This window comes from Tenacibaculum sp. Ill, assembly GCF_051938915.1.
In the GTDB taxonomy this organism is placed as follows: Bacteria; Bacteroidota; Bacteroidia; order Flavobacteriales; family Flavobacteriaceae; genus Polaribacter; species Polaribacter larymnensis.
In genome coordinates this window covers 2,024,781-2,046,650 of the sequence record NZ_JBPSCW010000002.1, presented here as the reverse complement: position 1 = coordinate 2,046,650, position 21,870 = coordinate 2,024,781, and the positions used below count along the sequence as shown (strand labels likewise).

Annotated in this window: 22 protein-coding genes; 14 read left to right on the top strand and 8 right to left on the bottom strand. The window is 30.6% G+C overall.

Annotation, left to right across the window (positions count from 1 at the left end):
• Window positions 1-3 precede the first annotated feature (3 nt).
• From ACTPNM_RS09535 to ACTPNM_RS09525, 3 genes are read right to left on the bottom strand one after another with little or no spacing between them, the layout of a single operon-like run.
• On the bottom strand, window positions 4-624 hold the full coding sequence (locus tag ACTPNM_RS09535) for a trimeric intracellular cation channel family protein (protein WP_047788850.1): 621 nt from the start codon (window positions 622-624) through the stop codon (window positions 4-6).
• Window positions 625-1,743 carry a DEAD/DEAH box helicase gene (locus ACTPNM_RS09530; protein ID WP_440121528.1) on the bottom strand — a complete coding sequence of 373 codons (1,119 nt, stop codon included), beginning with the start codon at window positions 1,741-1,743 and terminating at the stop codon, window positions 625-627. It lies immediately after the preceding gene.
• Window positions 1,744-1,778: 35 nt separating this feature from the next.
• Window positions 1,779-2,165, bottom strand: coding sequence for an acyl-CoA thioesterase (locus ACTPNM_RS09525; RefSeq protein WP_121146808.1), 387 nt, complete (start codon window positions 2,163-2,165; stop codon window positions 1,779-1,781).
• Between the two features lie 89 nt (window positions 2,166-2,254).
• Here ACTPNM_RS09525 and ACTPNM_RS09520 point away from each other — a divergent pair, with 89 nt between their 5' ends.
• Window positions 2,255-3,592: an MATE family efflux transporter gene (locus tag ACTPNM_RS09520; RefSeq protein ID WP_440121527.1), complete on the top strand. Its 1,338-nt coding sequence runs from the start codon at window positions 2,255-2,257 to the stop codon at window positions 3,590-3,592.
• On the opposite strand, the gene ACTPNM_RS09515 is transcribed toward ACTPNM_RS09520, so the two are convergent.
• Window positions 3,589-4,263: a DUF2461 domain-containing protein gene (locus ACTPNM_RS09515; protein WP_440121526.1), complete on the bottom strand. Its 675-nt coding sequence runs from the start codon at window positions 4,261-4,263 to the stop codon at window positions 3,589-3,591. The genes ACTPNM_RS09520 and ACTPNM_RS09515 overlap by 4 nt on opposite strands.
• Window positions 4,264-4,343: 80 nt before the next feature.
• Window positions 4,344-5,435, bottom strand: coding sequence for a redox-regulated ATPase YchF (gene ychF / locus ACTPNM_RS09510; RefSeq protein ID WP_440121525.1), 1,092 nt, complete (start codon window positions 5,433-5,435; stop codon window positions 4,344-4,346).
• Between the two features lie 179 nt (window positions 5,436-5,614).
• Here ychF and ACTPNM_RS09505 point away from each other — a divergent pair, with 179 nt between their 5' ends.
• Window positions 5,615-8,302 (top strand): TonB-dependent receptor, encoded by a 2,688-nt coding sequence (locus tag ACTPNM_RS09505; protein ID WP_440121524.1) that lies wholly within the window; start codon window positions 5,615-5,617, stop codon window positions 8,300-8,302.
• Between the two features lie 79 nt (window positions 8,303-8,381).
• Here ACTPNM_RS09505 and ACTPNM_RS09500 read toward each other — a convergent pair whose 3' ends face one another.
• A complete protein-coding gene (locus ACTPNM_RS09500; protein WP_047788857.1) occupies window positions 8,382-8,732 on the bottom strand; it encodes a 4Fe-4S dicluster domain-containing protein in 351 nt (116 codons plus the stop codon).
• Window positions 8,733-8,802: 70 nt separating this feature from the next.
• Here ACTPNM_RS09500 and ACTPNM_RS09495 point away from each other — a divergent pair, with 70 nt between their 5' ends.
• Genes ACTPNM_RS09495 through ACTPNM_RS09445 form a run of 11 tightly spaced genes read left to right on the top strand, consistent with a single transcriptional unit; the run spans window position 8,803 to window position 18,632 of the window.
• Window positions 8,803-9,864 (top strand): acyl-CoA reductase, encoded by a 1,062-nt coding sequence (locus tag ACTPNM_RS09495; protein ID WP_440121523.1) that lies wholly within the window; start codon window positions 8,803-8,805, stop codon window positions 9,862-9,864.
• 52 nt (window positions 9,865-9,916) lie between these two features.
• Window positions 9,917-10,981 carry a 3-phosphoserine/phosphohydroxythreonine transaminase gene (serC, locus tag ACTPNM_RS09490; RefSeq protein ID WP_440121522.1) on the top strand — a complete coding sequence of 355 codons (1,065 nt, stop codon included), beginning with the start codon at window positions 9,917-9,919 and terminating at the stop codon, window positions 10,979-10,981.
• Between the two features lie 42 nt (window positions 10,982-11,023).
• The gene (locus tag ACTPNM_RS09485; RefSeq protein WP_440121521.1) at window positions 11,024-11,977 is read left to right on the top strand and encodes a D-2-hydroxyacid dehydrogenase; all 954 of its coding nucleotides are present in this window, start codon (window positions 11,024-11,026) and stop codon (window positions 11,975-11,977) included.
• A 3-nt stretch (window positions 11,978-11,980) separates the two neighbouring features.
• A complete protein-coding gene (locus ACTPNM_RS09480; protein ID WP_440121520.1) occupies window positions 11,981-13,219 on the top strand; it encodes a DUF1015 domain-containing protein in 1,239 nt (412 codons plus the stop codon).
• Window positions 13,220-13,243: 24 nt separating this feature from the next.
• A complete protein-coding gene (locus tag ACTPNM_RS09475) occupies window positions 13,244-13,912 on the top strand; it encodes a YggS family pyridoxal phosphate-dependent enzyme (RefSeq protein ID WP_440121519.1) in 669 nt (222 codons plus the stop codon).
• A gap of 34 nt (window positions 13,913-13,946) precedes the next feature.
• Window positions 13,947-15,044: an exonuclease domain-containing protein gene (locus ACTPNM_RS09470; RefSeq protein ID WP_440121518.1), complete on the top strand. Its 1,098-nt coding sequence runs from the start codon at window positions 13,947-13,949 to the stop codon at window positions 15,042-15,044.
• Window positions 15,045-15,077: 33 nt separating this feature from the next.
• Complete coding sequence (locus tag ACTPNM_RS09465; RefSeq protein WP_440121517.1) at window positions 15,078-15,893, top strand: ion transporter; 816 nt, start codon at window positions 15,078-15,080, stop codon at window positions 15,891-15,893.
• On the top strand, window positions 15,894-16,802 hold the full coding sequence (miaA, locus tag ACTPNM_RS09460) for a tRNA (adenosine(37)-N6)-dimethylallyltransferase MiaA (RefSeq protein WP_440121516.1): 909 nt from the start codon (window positions 15,894-15,896) through the stop codon (window positions 16,800-16,802).
• Window positions 16,803-16,859: 57 nt separating this feature from the next.
• Window positions 16,860-17,363, top strand: a complete 504-nt coding sequence (locus ACTPNM_RS09455) for an OmpH family outer membrane protein (protein WP_440121515.1) — start codon at window positions 16,860-16,862, stop codon at window positions 17,361-17,363.
• 7 nt (window positions 17,364-17,370) lie between these two features.
• Window positions 17,371-18,192: a DUF1853 family protein gene (locus ACTPNM_RS09450; protein ID WP_440121514.1), complete on the top strand. Its 822-nt coding sequence runs from the start codon at window positions 17,371-17,373 to the stop codon at window positions 18,190-18,192.
• A 41-nt stretch (window positions 18,193-18,233) separates the two neighbouring features.
• Window positions 18,234-18,632: a hypothetical protein gene (locus tag ACTPNM_RS09445; protein ID WP_440121513.1), complete on the top strand. Its 399-nt coding sequence runs from the start codon at window positions 18,234-18,236 to the stop codon at window positions 18,630-18,632.
• Between the two features lie 63 nt (window positions 18,633-18,695).
• Here the strand turns inward: ACTPNM_RS09445 and yiaA are convergent, their stop codons facing one another.
• Window positions 18,696-19,187: an inner membrane protein YiaA gene (yiaA, locus tag ACTPNM_RS09440; protein ID WP_440121512.1), complete on the bottom strand. Its 492-nt coding sequence runs from the start codon at window positions 19,185-19,187 to the stop codon at window positions 18,696-18,698.
• Window positions 19,188-19,336: 149 nt separating this feature from the next.
• On the opposite strand from yiaA, the gene ACTPNM_RS09435 reads away from it, so the two are divergent.
• On the top strand, window positions 19,337-20,851 hold the full coding sequence (locus ACTPNM_RS09435; protein ID WP_440121511.1) for a hypothetical protein: 1,515 nt from the start codon (window positions 19,337-19,339) through the stop codon (window positions 20,849-20,851).
• Window positions 20,852-20,912: 61 nt separating this feature from the next.
• On the opposite strand, the gene ACTPNM_RS09430 is transcribed toward ACTPNM_RS09435, so the two are convergent.
• Entirely contained in the window at window positions 20,913-21,836 is a 924-nt protein-coding gene (locus ACTPNM_RS09430) for an EamA family transporter (protein WP_440121510.1), read from the bottom strand.
• Window positions 21,837-21,870 lie beyond the last annotated feature (34 nt).

Here is a 21,870-nt window from a genome sequence, read left to right as displayed (position 1 = left end):
CCTTTATTTACCAAAAACATCCTTTTTAATACGAGGAAGCTCTAATTTATACTGTACAGCAATCGTTCTTACAAGAATAATTATTCCAGCTGAAATAACAAAAAGTACATCTTCATTTATGTTTAAAGGATATAAAAGTAAGTATACAATTCCTCCTGCTAAACAGGCTGACGCATATATTTCTCTATGGAAAATTAACGGAATTTCATTTGTTAGCACATCTCTAATTACTCCTCCCATTACTGCAGAAGACATCCCCATAACTAAGGCTACAAACGGATGTAGATTAAAATTTATCCCCTTTTGAACACCTAATAATGTAAATACGCTTATACCAATAGTATCGAACAGAAACATTGTTCTTCTTAACGGTGCTATTTTACTTCGAAATAAAAAAGTTGCCGCAACAGCTATTAATATTGTCCAAATATAGTTAATATCTCCAATCCAGTTTATAGGGTGTGCGTTAATAAGCACATCTCTAGTCATTCCGCCTCCTACGGCAGTAACAAAAGCTATGATAATGACTCCAAAAACATCAAACTTTTTTCTAATAGCAACTAATGCACCACTAATGGCAAAAGCAAAAGTTCCGGCGATGTCTATGGCGTAAATTACATCCATTTATATTGATATTTCAGAAAATTGTATTTGTAATGTTCTTTCTACTTCTGCTAAACGACTTCTTTCATTTTGAAGAATCAATGCTAAAGAAATTCCTCTTTTCCCCGCTCTTGCCGTTCTACCACTTCGGTGTGTGTAGTATTCTAGTTGTTCTGGTAATTGATGATGGATAACAAAAGCTAAGTTTTGAACATCTATTCCCCTTGCAGAAACATCTGTAGATACCAATACTTGAAGATTTCCGTTTTTAAAAGCACGCATTACCTTATCACGCTCTTTTTGCTGCATATCTCCTTCTAAAGCCTCTACAGAAAAGCCTTCCTCTTTTAATTCTTTTGTTAGCTTTTGAGCACCTGCTTTAGTTCTTGAGAAAATGATGCCTCTTTCAGCATGTCTTTTTTCTAAAAACTTAACAATAATATCTGTTTTTTCAGGAATCGTAGTTGTTACGAATTGATGTGTTATATTGGCATTCACCAATACATTTTTGTTTACTTCAACTTGTTTTGCTGAAGCATTCATGTATTTTTTTATAATACTTCGTATTTCATCTGGCATTGTTGCCGAAAACAACCATGTTTTACGAGTACCCGAAGTATATTTTAAAATACGATTCAATTCTAATTTAAACCCCATACTAAGCATCTCATCTGCCTCATCAAGCACCAAGGTTTTAATGTTTTTTAAATCTACATCTCCTCTTTCTATTAAATCAATCAAACGTCCCGGAGTTGCTACGATAACATGTGTAGTTCTCTTTAAATTGCTGATTTGACGTTCAATCTTTTCTCCACCGTAAACAGCTTCTACAAAAATTCTATCATCAACATATTTTGTAAATTTAAATAACTGTTTCTTTATCTGTTGTACCAGTTCTCTTGTAGGCGATAAAATTAATGCTTGTACATTATCTTTTGAAGCATCTATTTTATGCAAAATAGGTAGACCATAAGCAGCTGTTTTACCTGTTCCAGTTTGTGCTAATCCTATAAAATCTGAATTATTTTCAAGTAAATAAGGTATGGTTTCTTTTTGTACTTCAGTAGGAGTTGTTATTCCTAACTCTTTCAATCCCTTAACATATTCTTTTCGTACTCCTAATGCGGTAAATGTTGTCATTCTATAAATTTATAAGTGCAAAGATATTGTTTCTTTTACGGTAACAATAAATTTGTTACTTCTTTCGTAATTCTTTTAGGCTTTTTTGTGTTAGCATCTAACAAACAAAAAGTAGTTTGAGATTTTACTAATAAAGTTTCTCCTCTATACATTTCAAAGTGACGTACCGATCTTATCCCTTCTGTTTTCCCGACCCATGTTCTAAGTGTAACTTCATCTCCTAATACGGCTTGATTTTTATAATCAACTTCATGACGAATAACAAACCAAACATAGTCGATGTTTTTAACATTTTTAGAAAGTTCTTTCCAATGAGCATCTGAAATATTTTGCATCCATTGTACATACACTACATTATTTACATGGTTATATTCATCTATCTCTTCTGGAGTTACGATATGTTTTTGTTCAAATAAATTCATAAAGCAAACTTACAGGATTGATGTTAATTATTACTTAAATCTAATGCTGTTTTTATTTTTGATGGATAATTCACACTAATTTAGTCAACATGAATAAAATCGCCAACGACTTAGGTACTAAAAGTATTAGTCAACTTATTTTAAAACAAGCTATTCCTGCTTCTATTGGAATTCTAGTAATGTCGATTAATATGATTGTTGATACCATTTTTGTTGGTAGATGGATTGGCGTACTTGCTATCGCAGCAATTACAGTAGTTTTGCCCATAGCTTTTTTAATATCTTCAATAGGTATGGGAGTTGGAATTGGAGGTAGCTCTATAATTTCTAGAGCACTAGGAGCTAACAAAGATGATAAAGCATTTGAGGTTTTTGGAAATCAAATTTCATTAACTATTGCATTGTCTATTTTATTTGTATTGTTAGGAACGTTTTTCAGCACTCCTATTTTAAGACTTTTTGGGGCCAATGGAGACATTATAACACCCGCTACTGAGTATTTCGATGTAATTGTTTGGGGTGTTCCGTTTTTGGCTTTTGCTATGATGGGTAATCCTGTTGTTAGAGCAGTTGGGAAACCTAATTATGCTATGCTCACCATGTTATTTCCTGCAATTGCTAATATTTTTTTAGATGTTATTTTCATTAAGTTTATGAACTTGGGAATGTATGGAGCTGGGTTAGCAACCTCTATTTCATATGCTGTAAGTGGATTATTCATTTTATGGTTTTTTATTTCAAAAAGAACTGAATTAAAAATTATTCCAAAGTATTTTAAATTGAATTTTTCTATTGTAAAAGAGATTATTTCTTTAGGTGGTGTAACAGTAGTAAGGCAAGGAACCATAAGTATTTTAACTATTGTACTAAACTATTCTCTTTTTAAATATGGAGGTGAAATTTCAATTGCTATTTATGGTATTATAAACAGAGTTATGTTATTTGCTTTATTTCCTGTTTTAGGAGTTACACAAGGTTTTTTACCTATTGCGGGGTATAACTATGGAGCTAATAATACAGAAAGAGTAAAAGAAACTATAAAAACATCTATACTTTTTGGTACGGGAATAGCTGTTTTAATTTTTATTCTGATAATGTTATTTCCTAATGAATTAGTTGGTGTCTTTACAGAAGACGAAAAGTTATTAAACCTTACTCCTAATGCATTAATTATAGCTTTTTTAGCAACTCCTGTAATTACTACTCAATTAATTGGATCTGCATACTTTCAAGCGGCAGGCAAAGCTTTACCTGCGCTATTGTTAACACTCTTAAAGCAAGGATTTTTTTTAATCCCTTTAGTGTATATACTTCCTAAATTCTATGGTGTAAATGGTGTTTGGATGTCTTTTCCTATAGCTGATGTTTTATCTACTGTACTTACCTATGCTTATTTAAAAAGAGAAGTTAGATTACACCTTAATTAATCTAAAATACTTTCTCCATTTAAGTTCGTGGTTAACACATCACTCATGTAATTAAAAAACGGACGTAAAGCTTTAAAAGCATCATCTACTTTTGTTAAAAAGTCTGGTGCTAAAACTTCTTTATCAGAAAAACGCTGAATAGCTATATAACCTTTTTTACGAATCAAATCGATATCTGGATGCTGTTTATCAAACCCTTTAGGAGCAGTTTTAAGCTCATCTCCTTCAAGTTTACCTCCAAAATGTTGTACATAGTTCTTTTCTTTTAAAATCTCTCTAATTTCAGAAGCATCTACTTCAAATTCTTTACGAATACGTAAAAGATCCTCTTTGTTTGGTTCCCAGAATCCACCAGCTACAAAACTATCTCCTGGAGAAACATGCAAATAATACCCTCCTCTTAATTCTGGCTTTTTTCTATGAAAAGAACCTCCAAAATGTGTTTTATAAGGTGTTTTATCTTTTGAAAAACGTACATCTCTGTAAATCCTAAACAACTTAAATTTATCAATCTCATCATGCTTATTTAAGTTTTCTTCAATGGTTTTATAAACAGCTTTTGCATTATTTTGAGCTTCTATAAATCGAGATTTGTGTTCTGTAAACCATTCACGATTGTTATTTTTTTTTAAGTCCTTTAAAAATTGAAATGTTTGTTTTTCTAGTTGCATTATAAGCGAATTTGAACTTCTAAGGTACAAAAAAACTCCACTAAAAATTAGTGGAGTTTATGCTTTATTCTTTGAATAAGTTACACGTTAAATCTAAAGTGCATAATATCACCATCTTTAACAACATACTCTTTTCCTTCTACTCTCATTTTACCAGCTTCTTTTACTTTAGCTTCACTACCAAACGCAACATAATCATCATAACCAATTGTTTCAGCACGAATAAATCCTTTTTCAAAGTCTGTGTGAATAACTCCTGCTGCTTGTGGTGCAGTTGCTCCTACAGGAATTGTCCAAGCTCTCACTTCTTTTACACCTGCAGTAAAATAAGTTTGTAAATTCAATAATTTATAAGCCGAACGAACTAAACGAGAAACACCCGCTTCTTCTAATCCTATGTCAGCTAAGAACATTTGACGCTCTTCATAATCATCTAACTCTGTAATATCTGCTTCTGTTCCTACAGCTAATACAATAACTTCAGCATTTTCGTGTGCTACAGCTTCTTTTACTTTATCAACATAGGCATTTCCTGAAACTGCCGAACCTTCATCAACATTACAAACATATAAAACAGGCTTTGCAGTAATAAACTGTAATGGTTTTACAAACTCCTCTTCTTTTTCTGTAAACTCAATAGAACGAACAGATTTCCCTTCTAATAAAGTAGCTTCAACTTTCAATAAAATTTCTAATTCTACTTGTGCTTCTTTATTACCCGTTTTAGCTGTTCTTTTTACACGCTCTAAACGTTTTTGAACAGTTTCTAAATCTTTTAATTGAAGTTCAATATCAATAGTTTCCTTATCTCTTATAGGATCAACAGAACCATCAACGTGTACTATATTATCGTTATCAAAACAACGTAACACATGTAAAATAGCATCTGTTTCGCGAATATTAGCCAAGAATTGGTTACCTAAACCTTCTCCTTTACTAGCTCCTTTTACTAAACCAGCAATATCTACAATTTCTACAGTTGCAGGTAAAACTCTTTCAGGATTCACTAGTTCTTCTAGCTTTTCTAAACGAGTATCAGGTACATTTACTACTCCTAAATTAGGCTCAATGGTACAAAACGGAAAGTTTGCACTTTGCGCTTTTGCATTAGATAAACAGTTAAATAAGGTTGATTTCCCTACATTTGGTAATCCTACAATTCCAGCTTTCATTCTATTGTTTTATTGAAATTTTGCGAGTGCAAATATAGTGCTTTGCTTTCTAAATTTTCTATTTATTTATGATTCATTTAAGTTTGTTTTTAGTTAGCAATTTTATGTTTTTAACATTTTTTTAAGATTTAGATTGATTTTTTACTATTTTTAAGAAATTAACTAAAAAATATATTTAAATGAAAAAACAGACCCTTCTTATTACCTACCTGTTTTTTTGGGGACTTCATATGTTGAGTGCTCAAACATTAATTAAAGGTACAGTAAAAGATACAAGCAACGAGCCTTTACCTGGAGCTAACGTTTTAGAAAAAGGAACCTCTAACGGTACGTCTACAGATTTTAATGGTGAATTTTCCCTTAACGCTAATGCTAATGGAACCTTAATAATTAGTTTTTCAGGATTTGAAACACAAGAAATTCCTATTAATGGAAAAACTAACTTTAATATTATTTTAAAAGAAGGATTAGAGTTAGACGAAGTTGTCATTGTAGGGTCAAGAAATCCTAAAAGGACAGCTATAGATACTCCCGTACCAGTTGATATAATTGATGTGGGAGATTTAGCTACTAAAAATGGTAAAGTAGAAGTAAATGATATACTTCAATACGCAGCACCTTCGTTTAACGCAACTAAACAGTCTGGTTCAGATGGAGCAGACCATATCGTACCTGCTTCTTTAAGAGGTTTAGGACCTGATCAAACATTGGTATTAATTAATGGAAAAAGACGTCATCAATCATCATTGGTTAACATTTTTGGGACACGTGGGCGTGGAAATTCTGGAACGGATTTAAACGCAATTCCTTCTGCTGCTATCAAAAGAATTGAAGTTTTAAGAGATGGAGCTTCAGCTCAATATGGTTCTGATGCTATTGCTGGAGTTATTAATATTGTTTTAAAAGATAATACTGATGGTGTTTCAGGAAGTGTTGGCTATGGTGCTTACAGTACAGCCATCGGAAGCGGATGGGCAGAAGCTACAGGAGAAACTTTATACAATGTGGAAGGAAAGAACAGATTGGATGGAGAAGACAAAAGTTTTGACGGAGGAACATTTAAATTAGACTTAAATTACGGGGCAAAACTAAATGATAAAGGAGGTTTTGTAAACTTTACTACCGAACTATTATCTAAGGAAAGAACGTTGAGACCAGGATTTTCTTGGCGTAAAGGATATGGTAGTGCCGCTATTGACGGGTTTAACTTTATGGTAAATGCAAGTTTACCTATAAACGACAACACTGAAGTATATGCTTTTGGAGGCAGAAACTTTAGAGATACTGATGCATATGCTTTTTCTAGAGATAGTTTTGATGAAGGTGATAATAGAAGTGTTCCTAGCATACATCCAAATGGTTTTACACCAAGAATTACCTCTAATATTACTGATATTTCTGTTTCTGCAGGAATTAAACATAAATTAGAAAATGGTTGGGAAATTGATTTTAATAATACTTACGGAGAAAATAAATTCCATTATTTCATCAAAGACTCAAACAACGCTTCTTTAAAAGATGCTTCACCTACCGATTTTAATGCAGGAGGACATAGTTTATCACAAAATACTACTGGATTAGATTTTAATAAGTATTTAGAAGATTTAATGAGTGGAGTTAACCTAGCTTTTGGTTTAGAGTATAGAACAGAAAACTTTATCATTTTTGCTGGAGAAGAAGCTTCTTATGGATTGTATGATGATAACGGGGTATTAATGACAAATCCTGCTGTTCAACCAGTAGCTGTTGACAGTAATGGAGATGAACTACCTGGAGGATCTCAAGGTTTCCCAGGCTATGGACCAGATAATGAAGTTGACCGTTCAAGAAGTAATGTAGGTATCTATTTTGATTCTGAATTTAACTTTACAGAAAAATTCTTAGTAGGAGCAGCCGTTCGTTTTGAAGATTACAGCGATTTTGGTAGTACATTCAATTTTAAATTGGCTTCAAGGTTTAAAGCAAGTAATAATTTAACCTTGAGGGGTTCTATTTCTTCTGGTTTTAGAGCACCATCTTTAGCTCAATTATATTATAATTTAAAATTTACCAATATTGTTAATGGTGAATCACTTCCTTCTTTATTATCTGCTAATAACAGCACCGTAACTAGAGCTTTCGGAATAGAACAGTTAAAAGAAGAAACAGCATTCAATGCTAGTTTAGGATTTACTTATAAAATAGGTGGATTTACCGCTACCATTGATGCATACTCTATTACTGTTGATGATCGTATTATTTTAACAGATAACTTTGATGCCTCAGGGTTAAACTTAGGTGTAGATGCAGCACAATTCTTTGCTAATGGTGTTGATACAAAAACTCAAGGATTAGATATAGTTTTAAACTATAAAAAATCTTTTGAAGATCATAGAATTGATGTAGGATTAGTAGGAAACTTTAACGATACTAAAATTGAAAAAATTAAGAACGGAAATTTAAACAGATTTACTTTCTTTAGCCCTTTTTCTGAAGCTTATTTAAAAGCTGCAGCTCCAGATCACAAATTCGGTTTAAATCTTGGATATGGATATAAAAAACTAGATGTTGCTTTAAACTTTACAAAATTCAGTGAAGTTCAATTACAAGATTTTCAATGGGTAGACTCACCAGCAACTACACAAGCAGAAGCAGATGCTTTATATGCTGTTGCTACAGATGTTTATGATAGTAAAATAACAACTGATTTAAGTTTAAGCTATGCTTTCACTGATAAAATTACGTTTACAATTGGAGGAAATAATATTTTTAACGTGTACCCTACTCCACAATTTGATGGATGGACTGATCAGGGAGGATTAGCTGATTCTGTACAAATGGGATCAGATGGCGCTTATTTCTTTACTAGATTAGGATTTAAACTTTAATACACTTTTTATAAAAGCAAAAATCCTGAGAATACTCTCAGGATTTTTTTATCTCTTAACTCTAGAAATCTAGAGCTTATTAATCATTATGCATAAAACGTTGTTTCGCTAATAACTCTTCTTCTGTTTCTACATTATCTTCATCAGGAACACAACAATCAACAGGACAAACAGCAGCACACTGAGGTTCTTCATGAAAACCTTTACATTCTGTACATTTATCTACAACGATGTAATAAATTTCATCCGAAATTGGCTCTTGATCTTCATCCGCATTAGCAGATTTACCGTTTGGTAAAACAATATTTCCTGTTAAATCAGTTCCATCAGCATATTTCCAGTCATCTGCACCTTCGTAAATTGCTGTATTTGGACATTCAGGTTCGCAAGCCCCACAGTTTATACATTCATCAGTTATTATAATTGCCATAATTAATCTCTTTCAGTTTTGTAACTTTGCATTCGCAAAAATAGTTCCAATTTAATTTAGAACCAAATAAATGGATAGTATAAAAAGTAGAATTAACGCTTTTCATAAACTAGGAGAATTTTTAAACCAGTTTTCTCAAGAGAAAATAGAGAAAAAAGAAGGTATAGAACATAACGAATTGTTTTTTGATGGATTTAAGCATCAACTAAAAATAGCAAGAGAAAATAACACTTGGTTTACTAAAGAAAACCTATTATTTTCTATTAAAAATTGGTCAAAAGCACTCACTTCTGATAATTTAACTCAATGGGTAGCTAACGAAAATTTAGGTAAGAATAAACCTAAAATAGTTGCTGTTATTATGGCTGGAAATATTCCTTTAGTTGGCTTTCATGATTTTTTATCAGTTTTAATTTCAGGACACTCCGTATTAGTTAAACAATCTTCCAACGATAAACACTTACTTCCTTTTTTGGCAAAGTATTTAGAGTATGTTGAGCCTGAACTAAAAGGAAAAATCACATTTACTGAAGAAAAACTAACAGGTTTTGATGCTGTTATTGCCACTGGTAGTAATAATACAGCACGTTATTTTGAATATTATTTTAAAGGTAAACCTAGCATTATAAGAAAAAACAGAAATTCTGTAGCTGTTTTAACAGGAAACGAATCTGAAGAACAATTGCGAAACTTAAGCGAAGATGTTTTTCGTTATTTCGGGTTAGGTTGTCGCTCAGTTTCTAAAGTATTCATCCCAAAAGATTATAATTTTGATGCTTTTTTCAACGGAATGTATCAACAACATGAAATCATTAATAATACTAAATATGCTAATAATTACGATTACAACAAAGCAGTGTATTTAATGAGTGAATTTGACATTCTAGAGAATGGTTTTTTAATGATTAAAGAAGATAATAGCTACGCCTCTCCTATCGCTTCTGTTTTTTATGAGTATTATGACAATGCAGATGATTTAAAAATTAAACTGTGGGAAGACAGAGATCAAATTCAGTGTGTTGTAGCTAATAATTTTATTGAAAATGAAATAGCCTTTGGACAAACACAACATCCAAAGTTATGGGACTATGCTGATGGTGTAAACACACTAGAATTTTTAGCTAAAATTTAAAAGAGTCTCTATATAAATTTGCACCTTTGTGTAGCAAAACACAACAACACAAATGAAAAAACATAACTTTAGTGCAGGACCTTGTATTTTACCTGAAGAAGTGCTGAAAAAAGCATCAGACGCTGTTATTGATTTTAATAATGACAAATTATCTTTAATCGAAATATCACACAGAAGTCAACCTTTTGTTGATGTAATTGAAAAAGCGAGAAGTTTAGCATTAGAATTATTAGGACTAGAAAACAAAGGTTATAAAGCATTATTTTTACAAGGTGGAGCTAGTATGCAATTCTTAATGGTTGCTTATAACCTATTAAACAAGAAAGCAGCTTACTTAAATACAGGAACTTGGAGTGATAAAGCAATTAAAGAAGCTAAACTATTTGGAGAATTAGTAGAAGTAGCTTCTTCAAAAGATAAAAACTTCAGTTATATACCTAAAGCATATGAAATTCCTGCTGATGTAGATTATTTCCACTGTACTAGTAATAACACTATTTATGGAACACAAATGAAGAGTTTTCCTGAAACTTCTGTTCCAATGATATGTGATATGAGTTCTGATATTTTTTCTCGTCAATTAGATTTTTCAAAGTTTGATTTGATTTATGCAGGAGCTCAAAAAAACATGGGACCAGCTGGTACTACGCTTGTTGTAGTAAAAGAAGACATTTTAGGGAAAGTAGAACGTCAAATTCCTTCAATGTTAAATTATCAGGTAATTATTGATAAAGAAAGTATGTTTAATACACCTCCTGTATTTGCAGTATATACTTCCATGTTAACTTTGGAATGGTTAAAAGATTTAGGAGGTATCGAATTCATTGAAAAGGTGAATGAAAAAAAATCAGCACTGTTATATAGTGAAATAGACAGAAACCCTTTATTTAAAGGAGTCGCTACTATAGAAGACCGAAGCCATATGAATGCTACTTTTACCTTAGCTGATAAAAACTTGCAAGCTAAGTTTGATAAAATGTGGCAAGAAGCCAATATCAACGGGTTAAGTGGCCATAGAAGTGTTGGTGGTTACCGTGCAAGTATGTACAATGCTTTACCTCTATACAGCGTTCAGGCCCTAGTAGATGTAATGCAAGAATTAGAAAGAATAAGTTAGATACGACGTCATTTTTACAATGACATTTTAATATAAAGAACGATGAAGATATTAGTGAACGATGGAATTTCCGCTAGCGGAATACAAGCTTTAGAAAACAAAGGCTTTGAAGTAATAAATACTAAAGTTGCACAAGAGCAATTAGAAAACTATATAAACGACCATACTATTGATGCTATTACAGTAGGTAATACTACACAAGTACGACAAGAGTTAATTGATGCTTGCCCAAGCATTAAACTTATTGCTTGTTTAGGAACCGAAATGGATAATATTGATGTTGATTATGCTATTGATAATGGAGTTCACGTTGTGAATAGCGAAGATTCTTCTGCCACTTCAATTGCAGAACTAGTATTTGCGCATTTATTCGGAATGGTTCGTTTTTTACATCAATCGAACCGTGAAATGCCTTTAGAAGGAGACATGCGTTTTAATGCTTTAAAAAAGCAATACTCACAAGGAACTGAATTAAGAGGTAAAACATTAGGAATTATTGGGTTTGATACCGTAGGACAAGAAGTTGCAAAAACTGCACTGGCTCTAGGTATGGAAGTAATAGCTACCGATGCTGAAGTAGATAATACAACTATCACAATTCCTTTTTTCGATGGTCAATCGGTAGATTTCTTTATTGAAACAGAAACTATAGATAACTTGTTATCAAAATCAGACTTTATAACCTTACACCTTCCTGTACAAGAAGGATATGTTATTGAAACATCTTTATTAAATAAAATGAAAGACGGTGTAGGAATTATAAATACTTCTCATGGAGGTGTTTTAAATGAAGTTGATTTAGTAAAAGCTATAGAAAGCGGAAAAGTTAAATATGCAGGATTAGACGTTTTTGAAAGTCAACCGAGGCCAGAAATTCAACTATTAATGAATCCTGAAATATCAATGACACCTCATATTGGTGCTTCAACTGTTGAAGCGCAAGATAGAGCTGGAATTGAACTTGCTAACAAAATCATCGAATTACTAAGCGAATAATCTATGGCAATTGTAAAACCATTTAAAGCTGTTAGAGCCACTCGAGATAAAGTCGCTTTAGTATCTTCTAAATCGTACGAAATTTATACCCCTGCAGAAATTGGAGCTAAACTCGATTTCAATCCATACACTTTTTTACATGTAATTAACCCAGGTTATAAATATCATAAACAAGATGTAACAGGAGAGCAACGCTTTAAATTGGTACACAATCGTTATTTAGAATTTAAAGAAAATGAAGTCTTCAAACAAGATGAAGCTCCAGGGTATTATGTATATCAAAAAATAACTCCAAATGATAATTTCTGTGGAATAATTGCAGCAACCTCTGTTGAAGATTATCATAATGAAGTTATTAAAAAGCATGAAGACACTTTAAAAGAACGCGAATTACTCTTTGAAAACTACCTAAAAAACACAGGTTTTAATGCAGAACCTGTACTACTCACTTACCCTGATAATACTGTGATTAATTCTATTGTAAAAAAATATCAGAAAAAAAGAGCTGAGTATGAGTTTTCTACATCTGACAAGGATTTACATTTTTTATGGGTGATAAATGATGAGAAAGATGTTAAAGAAATAGCTAAAGCGTTTAAAGATGTTAACACCTTATATATTGCAGATGGGCATCATCGTTCAACATCTTCGTGTTTGTTGGCACAAAACTTAGCTGAGAACAATCCTGAGCACACAGGAAAAGAAGACTATAACTTTTTCATGAGCTACTTATTACCTGAAAGTCAGGTGAAAATTTATGAGTTCAATAGATTTATAAGAGATTTAAACGGATTAACTCCTGAAGAACTTTTAATGGAACTTGACACGCATTTTAGAATTGAAAACCGTGGACAAGAACTTTATAGACCTAAAGAAAAGCATCATTTTAGTATGTACTTAAATGGTGAGTTTTATGCATTGTATTTACGCAAATCTGCTTATAATTTTACCGACTGTTTAAGCGAATTAGATGCTTATATTTTATACACAACTGTACTAGAACCTATTTTAGGAATTGAGGATATTAGAAACGCTTCTAAAATTGTATACTCACAAGATAAATCTGACGGATTAGAGCTAAAAACAAAAGTAGATAGTGGTGAGTTTAAAGTTTCTTTTGGAATGTTACCCACTAACATTCAAGAACTAAAAACTATTGTTGATGCTGGTTTAATGATGCCACCAAAAACAACCTATATAGAACCAAAATTAAGAAGTGCTTTAACTATTTACGAGTTTTAGTGTAAAGTCTGATAAACAATTATTATGATTACAGGAATTAAAGAAAATCTTCAAAAAATAAAATCAGCACTACCAGAAAATGTAACGCTAGTTGCTGTTTCTAAAACCAAACCTATTGCTGATTTACAAGAAGCTTATGATGCTGGTCAGCGTATATTTGGTGAAAATAAAATACAAGAAATGGTAGCTAAATACGATGAATTACCTAAAGACATAAAATGGCACATGATTGGCCATTTACAACGTAATAAGGTTAAGTATATGGCACATTTTGTTGATTTAATTCATGGTGTAGATAGCTTTAAAACATTAAAAGAAATAGATAAGCAAGCTAAAAAGCATAATAGAGTTATTAATTGTTTGTTACAAGCTCGAATTGCTAAAGAAGATACCAAATTTGGACTACCATTTACTGATATTGAAGATATTTTAGCTTCAGAAGAACTCAAAGAGTTAAAAAATGTGAAAATAGTAGGCTTAATGGGAATGGCTACTTTTACAGACAACCAAGAACAATTACAAGAGGAGTTTTCATCATTAGCTAATTTCTTCAATAAAAATCAGGAAAAATACCCCGATTTATCAATTCTTTCAATGGGTATGAGTGGTGATTATGAGTTAGCCATACCAAATGGCAGTACTATGGTACGAATAGGAAGCTCTATTTTTGGAGTTAGAAATTATATTGCTTAGATTTACATAAATCAGCTTAAAAAAAGGGAGAGATTTGTACGCTATTTTAGACATTGAAACTACTGGAGGAAAATATAACGAGGAAGGAATTACTGAAATTGCCATCTATAAATATGACGGACATCAAGTTATAGATCAATTCATTAGCCTTGTGAATCCAGAAAGAGAAATTCAAGAGTTTGTTGTAAAACTTACAGGAATTAATAATAAAATGCTACGAAATGCACCTAAGTTTTATGAAATAGCGAAAAGAATTGTTGAAATAACCCAAGACTGTTTCATTGTAGCACACAATGCTAATTTTGATTACCGCATTCTTCGTACTGAATTTGATAGGTTAGGTTATAAATACAAACGTAATACACTTTGTACAGTTACTTTAAGTAAGAAACTTATCCCCGAATCTCCATCACACAGCCTTGGAAAACTGTGTAAGTTTTTAGGAATTCCCATGTCAGATCGTCACAGAGCTACAGGTGACGCTTTAGCCACTGTACAATTATTCAAATTATTAATAGATAAAGATGTTGAAAAGAATATTATTCAACAATCTATAAAATATTTTGATAATAGACACGAAAAGTTTCGCATTCAAAGAATATTAGATAGTTTACCTGAAAAAGAAGGTGTTTTTTACGTTCATAATCATGAAGGAGCTATCATTTTTGTTGGTAGAGGTAAAAACATAAAACAAGAAACTAATAAACTCTTTTTAAAAGAAACTAGAAAAGCTTTAAAAGTAATAAAAAGAGTAGCTAGGGTTTCTTACGAAGAAACAGGTAATATGCTTTTTACGCGTTTAAAATACCATTTAGAACTCGAAAAACTACGACCTAAGTACAATATTATACGAAAAAGAAAGATTACAGATAGAAGTTTTAATCATGATAATATGCTTGTCATAGATAAAGGTAGAACCCCTGAAGAACACGCTGTAATTTTAATTGAAAAAAACGAAGTTGTAGGATATACATATACCAATCTTGCATTTCAAGAAAACCAGTTGTCTATTCTAAAATCAATGCTCACTCCTATTGAGCACAAAGAACTAGCTAAAACAATAATAAAAAACTATTTACTAAAAAATAAAGTGTCTAAAATAGTACGATTACAAGTTGAAAATAATTTGTAATATTGCTATAAAGCATTCAAAAAAACTAATCTTTTGGATAAAAAAACACTTAATTGGAGGGATAAATTACATGAAGTAATCTACGAAGCAGACACACCTGCTGGTAGACTATTTGATATCGTTTTATTATTTGCAATTTTAGCAAGTATTATATTAGTAATGCTTGAAAGTGTAGAAAGCTTTGATAATAAGCACCATGATTTCTTATATATTTCTGAATGGATTATTACTTTCTTTTTTTCAATTGAATATATCCTTCGAATTATTTCAATAAAAAAACCAACAAAATATATTTTTAGCTTTTATGGTATTATAGATTTACTTTCTACCATTCCAATGTACTTAACGTTCTTTTTTGTGGGTACACATAGTAGCTTAATAGCTTTGAGAGCATTGCGTCTATTAAGAGTTTTTAGAATTTTAAAAGTGTCTAGATACATTGGAGAATCAAATCAATTAATCAAAGCCTTGAACGCGAGTAAAGCTAAGATTGGGGTATTCCTTTATTTTGTATTGATTATTTGTATCATTTTAGGATCTGTGATGTATTTTATTGAAGGAGCAGAAAACGGTTTTACAAGCATACCTAGAAGTATTTATTGGTCAATAGTAACACTTACAACTGTTGGTTATGGAGATATTGCTCCTCAAACCGCTTTAGGACAGTTTATTGCGAGTATTACTGTAATTATTGGTTATGCTATTATTGCAATTCCTACAGGGATAGTAAGTTCTGAAATGACTAAAAAGAAGGTGCATCTAAATACACAATCTTGCCCAAATTGTTCTTATGAAGGTCATAAAGATGATGCAGAATTTTGTTATCATTGCGGAACAAAACTGAACTAAATGTCACAAAAAAACACGTTAATTACAATTGTTGGAGCTACGGCTATTGGTAAAACAGCATTAAGTATTAAACTAGCTCAACATTTTAATTGTGATATTATTTCGTGTGATTCTCGTCAATTTTATAAAGAAATGACCATAGGAACAGCGGTTCCTGAACCTGAAGAATTAGCTGCTGCTCCACATCATTTTATCCAAAACAGAAGTGTTTTTGAAGATTATTCAGTAGGTCAGTTTGAAAAAGATACTTTAGCTAAGTTAGATGAGTTATTTTCCCAAAAACCTATTCAAATTATGGTAGGCGGAAGTGGTTTGTATGTAGATGCTGTTTTAAAAGGATTAGACTATTTTCCTGATGTAGATTCACAAATAAGAATAGATTTAACTATCGAATTAGAGAATAGAGGAATAGAATATCTTCAAAAAAAATTAAAAGAACTTGATATTGAAGCTTACAATACGATTGCTATTGACAACCCACATCGATTAATCCGTGCCTTAGAGATTTGTATAGGAACAGGAAAAACATATAGTTCTTTTAAAAACAAACCAAAAACTCCTCGTAATTTTCAATCTATAAAAATTGGATTGACAGCCGATAGAGAAATTATGTACGACCGTATTAATCGTCGCGTTGATATTATGATTGAAAAAGGTTTGATAGAAGAAGCTAAAAAACTATATCCTCATAAAAGCCTAAACGCATTACAAACAGTAGGATATAGAGAGTTATTCGAATATTTTGAAGGTAACTTTACTAAAGAATTTGCTATTGAGGAAATTAAGAAGAATTCAAGAAGGTTTGCTAAACGACAAGGAACATGGTTTCGTAAAGATCCAAACATTTTATGGTTTGATTTTCAAGAAGATGTTCAAAATATTATAAAAACTATTGAAAATAAACTTTAACGCTTTTTAAGAACACTAAAAAAATCACTTTTTTATATTTGTCAAAAACAGAAATACATGAAACTAAAAATCACTTTTATACTAGCCTTATTTTTTATCGGATTTTCAAATGCTCAAACTAAAGTTGGAACGGTAAATAGCGAATTAATTATTAGTAAAATGCCACAAATGAAAGGAGTTTTACAACGAGTAGAAAATTATGGTAAAAAACTAGATTCTAGTTTTCAAATAAAAGCTACTGAATATAAAGCTAAAGTAGATTCTTTTAAGGCTGAAGAAAAAATTATGACGGAAGACGATAAGAAAACAAGATTCCAAGAACTAAGAACGCTTGAACAAGAAATGGGTAAGTTTCGTCAAAATGGATCAGCGATGATGCAAATACAAAAAGAACAAAGTTTACGTCCTTTATATAAAAAGTTAAGTGAAGTAATTGCAGAAGTAGCAAAAGCAAACGGGTATACGCAAGTTTTAACCACTACTGGAAATGAGTTTGGATACATTGATGAGCGTTTTGACATCACACAATTAGTACTAGATAAGTTAGGAATTAAAGAGTAATTCTTTTATGTATCAAAAACAAAAAGACTTACAATTACAATACGAAGGATTTTTAAAAACACCTTTTCTATGGCATGGAAAAGGTGTTTTTAATTTAGAACAATTTCCTATTTCAATAACTCGAACAAGTTCGTTTAACCAAGAGATTACACAAAAATTACGTTTAGGGAAATTGGTAGAACGTTTTGTTTCATTTGAATTAAATCAAGACACTTCTGTATCAATTCTTGCTGAGAATATTCAAATTCAAAAAGAAAAAATTACTGTAGGTGAATTAGATTGTTTATTGTTGAAAAATAAGAAACCAATTCATTTAGAAATTATATATAAGTTTTACTTATATGATGCTTCTGTTGGTAATTCTGAAGTTGAACATTGGATTGGGCCTAACAGACGAGACTCTTTCGTTCAAAAACTTAGTAAATTAAAAGAAAAACAATTACCACTACTCTACTCCAATCATACTAAAACTTATTTAGATGAATTAAAGTTGAATGTAGATAAAATAATACAACAAGTATATTTTAAAGCACAATTGTTTGTTCCTTTAAAAGACTTCGAAAAAAACATTAAACAACTAAATAATGAGTGCATTTACGGGTTTTATATCTATCCGAAGGAGTTACTACAATTTTCCGATTGTAAATTCTATATTCCAACTAAACATAACTGGTTAGTAAATCCACATTCAAATATTAACTGGTTAACTTTTGAAGCCTTTCAAATTAAACTTCAACAATTTTTAAACGAAGAAAATGCTCCTCTTTGTTGGCTAAAGAAACCAAATGGTGAACTTTTTAAGTTTTTTGTGGTTTGGTGGGATAATTAGTGTATTTCTAATTACTTATTAAATTTGCTTACTAAAAATCTATGAAATATTTCAAACTCTCTTTTTTACTTCTATTTACTTTAATCACATTCACATCTTGTTTTGAAGTCGAAGAAAACATACTTTCTTGTATTGATGTCGACATAGCTTTTGAAGGTGATTATTATAAATTAGAAGCTGAAGTTTATTCGAGTAAGTATATAGAAGTTAACCTAATAAATGAATGTGACTTAGGTACAAGAGTTACTGGAATAAAAGTTGAAGGTCAACACCGTGAAGACTTTCAGGTTAAAGGTCTATCAATAGGTACAAATATAACAACAACTACTTACTTTGATGTTGTTTTTACTCCTACACATATAGGTACTAGAAATGTAATTATTGTAATAAAGCACGAGCTAGGAGAGTTGGTAATTAACTTATCAGGTGAAGGAATATAACTTTTAGTAATAAAAAACGCTTAGAAATGATTTTCTAAGCGTTCTATTTATTGTAAATTAAGACTATTCACTATCTTCTTTTTCTTCTATTTTATTTATATACTCTAGATCTCTAGTATTTTTTTGTACAGAAATGGCTGCATAAATACTTAAAGAAAAAGACATTCCATAAAATCCTTTTTCACTTAATAATAAGTTTGCATTCCATAATCCAACTACGAGTAAAACTATAGAAGCAACGGTTGTAAACCAGCTAATACTATAGTAAATCTCTGTTACTTTTATTCCTTCTAACCTATCTCTAACAGATTTTTGAACAGATATTACTGAGAATAACGCGAACAATAAAACCGTAAAATAATAACCTTTTTCATTAAGTTCCATCTCTACATTCCATAAACCAATACAATAAGAAGAAATTCCTATTAGTAATGCTACCCATGACGCACCAATGTAGGCTGAAGTTGGTTTTTGATTGTATACTTTTAATGTTTTCTTTTTTTCTTTCTTTGTTTTCTTGTTTTGATCTAACGACCATTCTGATTGATTATTCATAACTTTTAGTTTTTAATTATGCTCAAAAATGCTTCATTTTGAAAGATTCATAAAAACATTATTAATAAAAACCTAACGATATAATTCACAAATTAAACTTAATAATCGCTATATTTACTAATGAAAATACAATTATATATAACGATTAAATGAATCAACTTCATAGTATAATCTCTTCTTTTTCTATAGAAGAACAGCAACGTTTTATGTTATTTTTAGAAAAGAGGAACAAAAGAGTAGATACCAAAAACATTCAATTGTTTAAAATAGCTCAAAAAGGAGAAACTTCTACAAAACTTATTTGTGAAGAATTATACGGTACTCAAAAAAAAGAAGCTTTTTATACGCTCAAGCAACGTTTGTATGAATCGTTAATTGATTTTATAGCCAATAATAAAATCCAAGGAGAAAACTCTGTAGACATGCTTTTGATAAAGTATATTTTAGCTGCTAGAGATTTTTTACTTCATAAAAACAACAAAGCAGCTTATAAAATTTTAGATAAAGCCGAAGTAATTGCAAAGGAATATCAACTATTTTCTATTTTAAATGAAATATATCATACCAAAATTCAGTATGTACATACCAATCCTAATATAAACTTAAATGAAACTATTACATACTTCAAAGAAAATCAAAGAAACCTTTTTTTAGAAGAAGAACTAAATATTATATATGCAAAAGTTAGAAACACATTAAAAGTAAGTCCACATAAAAAGAACTTAGATTTTTATTCATTAATAAATACACTTTTTGAAGAACATCAAATTAATGTACAACAAGATTTATCTTTTAAATCTCTTTATCAACTGATTTCCATAGTTAATATTTCAGCTTTTATACATAAAGATTATTTAAAAACAGAAATCTTTTTAACCGAGACTTATCGTCTACTGAATGAAAAAAAAGGAAAAGAAAAACAGGTATTCTATCATATTAGGGTTTTGTATTTAATTGCTAATACTCTTTTTAGAAATAAAAAATTCAAAGAATCATTAGAGTATTTAAATAGTATGCACTCTTATATGTTACAGAATAAAAAAAAGTTTTTTAATAGTTTTTATTTGAACTATACCCTATTATTAGCTCTAAATTATAACTACACTAATAATCAAGAAATTGCTACTAGATTATTAGAAACTGTTTTGAAAAAAAAGCATTCTGATATAAAAACTATTTTAGAAATAAAATTAAGCCTAATTACATTTTATTTTCAGAGTAATGAGTTTAGGAAAGCTTTGCAATTATATAATACGTTTTATCATTCAGATCAATGGTATATTGATAAAGCTGGAATTGAATGGACTGTAAAAAAGAATTTAATTGAAATTCTATTACATTTAGAATTACAAAATATAGATTTATTTGAATCTAGATTATTAAGTTTTAAACGAAAACATATTCAGTTTTTACTAGAGATTAATCAAGAAAGAGTAATCACATTTTTAAAATTAGTTGAACAGTATTATAAAAACCCAGATATAGTAACTACTCCTGATTTTTTCAACTTAGTAGAGAATTCATTTGTTTTTGTTGGAGCTAAACAAGAAGATATTTTTGTAATGAGTTTCTATGCTTGGTTAAAAAGTAAAATGACACAACAACCTATTTATGACGTTACTTCAGCTTTAATAAAAGAAGTACAACTTCAAAGTCCACACTAAAAACTTTAATTTTTTAATATTAGAAAACAACTCTTTCTTTAAGAATATAAAGTTAAACTGCTTATACTTTTTGTGGTTTAGAAGTTACTTTCAATTTTGATATTCGTTTTCTTGATGTTATAAAATAAACACCTGATAATAACACTACTGAAGCAACAATAGATTGAGTTGTTAAGGTTTCATCTAGAAAATACCATCCTAAAAATAAGGCTACAACTGGATTTACATACGCTGATGTTGATACCTTTTCTGTTGGAACAATTTTTAATAAATAATTAAAAGATGTAAATGCAACAATACTTCCGAAAACAATTAACAAAAACATAGCTCCTTGTGCTTTAAAAGACCAGTCTAAAGGAGAAGACCAAGTTTCTTTTAATAAAACAGAACCTATAAAGAGAAAAAGTCCTGCAAAAAGCATTTGATAACCTGTACTTACAAAGAAGTTTTTAGGAAGCTTAGCTTTGGCTACAAAAACACTACCGTAACTCCAACTTAATACACATGAAAAAATCATAAAGATTCCTATTAGCATGTCTTTTGATGTCGTAATTTCATTTTGACTTACTAACAAATACATTCCTATAATTCCTAAAACAACTCCAATAATAGATTGTCTTTGCATTTTCTTTCCATCAATTAAACGTAATAGTAACAATACAAATAATGGTTGTGTTGCCGCTAATAAAGCACCAAAACCACTATCTACAAATTTTAATGCCCACACAAACATCCCATTTCCATACACTAAAAAAAGAAAACCAGCTATCGCAGAATTTAAAAGTTGCTTTTTAGTCACTTTTATTTCTCTTTTTAAAAGTTTAGCTATTAGCATGATTAGCGCTCCCGATATAGAAAAACGAATGGCTGCTAATAACAGTGGAGAAACCTCAGTAACAACAATTTTATTTAGCAAATAGGTTGATCCCCAAATAACATAAATAGCTATAAAAGCGGCTATAACGAGCGGTTTAGATTCTTTCATTTTATCTATATTCTAAAGCGCTAAAAGTACGATA

What these genes read in the sequence shown, in the direction of transcription:
- ACTPNM_RS09535 (WP_047788850.1), bottom strand. Translation starts at nt 624, where the DNA reads ATGGATGTAATTTACGCCATAGACATCGCCGGAACTTTTGCTTTTGCC.
- ACTPNM_RS09530 (WP_440121528.1), bottom strand. Translation starts at nt 1,743, where the DNA reads ATGACAACATTTACCGCATTAGGAGTACGAAAAGAATATGTTAAGGGA.
- ACTPNM_RS09525 (WP_121146808.1), bottom strand. Translation starts at nt 2,165, where the DNA reads ATGAATTTATTTGAACAAAAACATATCGTAACTCCAGAAGAGATAGAT.
- ACTPNM_RS09520 (WP_440121527.1), top strand. Translation starts at nt 2,255, where the DNA reads ATGAATAAAATCGCCAACGACTTAGGTACTAAAAGTATTAGTCAACTT.
- ACTPNM_RS09515 (WP_440121526.1), bottom strand. Translation starts at nt 4,263, where the DNA reads ATGCAACTAGAAAAACAAACATTTCAATTTTTAAAGGACTTAAAAAAA.
- ychF (WP_440121525.1), bottom strand. Translation starts at nt 5,435, where the DNA reads ATGAAAGCTGGAATTGTAGGATTACCAAATGTAGGGAAATCAACCTTA.
- ACTPNM_RS09505 (WP_440121524.1), top strand. Translation starts at nt 5,615, where the DNA reads ATGAAAAAACAGACCCTTCTTATTACCTACCTGTTTTTTTGGGGACTT.
- ACTPNM_RS09500 (WP_047788857.1), bottom strand. Translation starts at nt 8,732, where the DNA reads ATGGCAATTATAATAACTGATGAATGTATAAACTGTGGGGCTTGCGAA.
- ACTPNM_RS09495 (WP_440121523.1), top strand. Translation starts at nt 8,803, where the DNA reads ATGGATAGTATAAAAAGTAGAATTAACGCTTTTCATAAACTAGGAGAA.
- serC (WP_440121522.1), top strand. Translation starts at nt 9,917, where the DNA reads ATGAAAAAACATAACTTTAGTGCAGGACCTTGTATTTTACCTGAAGAA.
- ACTPNM_RS09485 (WP_440121521.1), top strand. Translation starts at nt 11,024, where the DNA reads ATGAAGATATTAGTGAACGATGGAATTTCCGCTAGCGGAATACAAGCT.
- ACTPNM_RS09480 (WP_440121520.1), top strand. Translation starts at nt 11,981, where the DNA reads ATGGCAATTGTAAAACCATTTAAAGCTGTTAGAGCCACTCGAGATAAA.
- ACTPNM_RS09475 (WP_440121519.1), top strand. Translation starts at nt 13,244, where the DNA reads ATGATTACAGGAATTAAAGAAAATCTTCAAAAAATAAAATCAGCACTA.
- miaA (WP_440121516.1), top strand. Translation starts at nt 15,894, where the DNA reads ATGTCACAAAAAAACACGTTAATTACAATTGTTGGAGCTACGGCTATT.
- ACTPNM_RS09455 (WP_440121515.1), top strand. Translation starts at nt 16,860, where the DNA reads ATGAAACTAAAAATCACTTTTATACTAGCCTTATTTTTTATCGGATTT.
- ACTPNM_RS09450 (WP_440121514.1), top strand. Translation starts at nt 17,371, where the DNA reads ATGTATCAAAAACAAAAAGACTTACAATTACAATACGAAGGATTTTTA.
- ACTPNM_RS09445 (WP_440121513.1), top strand. Translation starts at nt 18,234, where the DNA reads ATGAAATATTTCAAACTCTCTTTTTTACTTCTATTTACTTTAATCACA.
- yiaA (WP_440121512.1), bottom strand. Translation starts at nt 19,187, where the DNA reads ATGAATAATCAATCAGAATGGTCGTTAGATCAAAACAAGAAAACAAAG.
- ACTPNM_RS09435 (WP_440121511.1), top strand. Translation starts at nt 19,337, where the DNA reads ATGAATCAACTTCATAGTATAATCTCTTCTTTTTCTATAGAAGAACAG.
- ACTPNM_RS09430 (WP_440121510.1), bottom strand. Translation starts at nt 21,836, where the DNA reads ATGAAAGAATCTAAACCGCTCGTTATAGCCGCTTTTATAGCTATTTAT.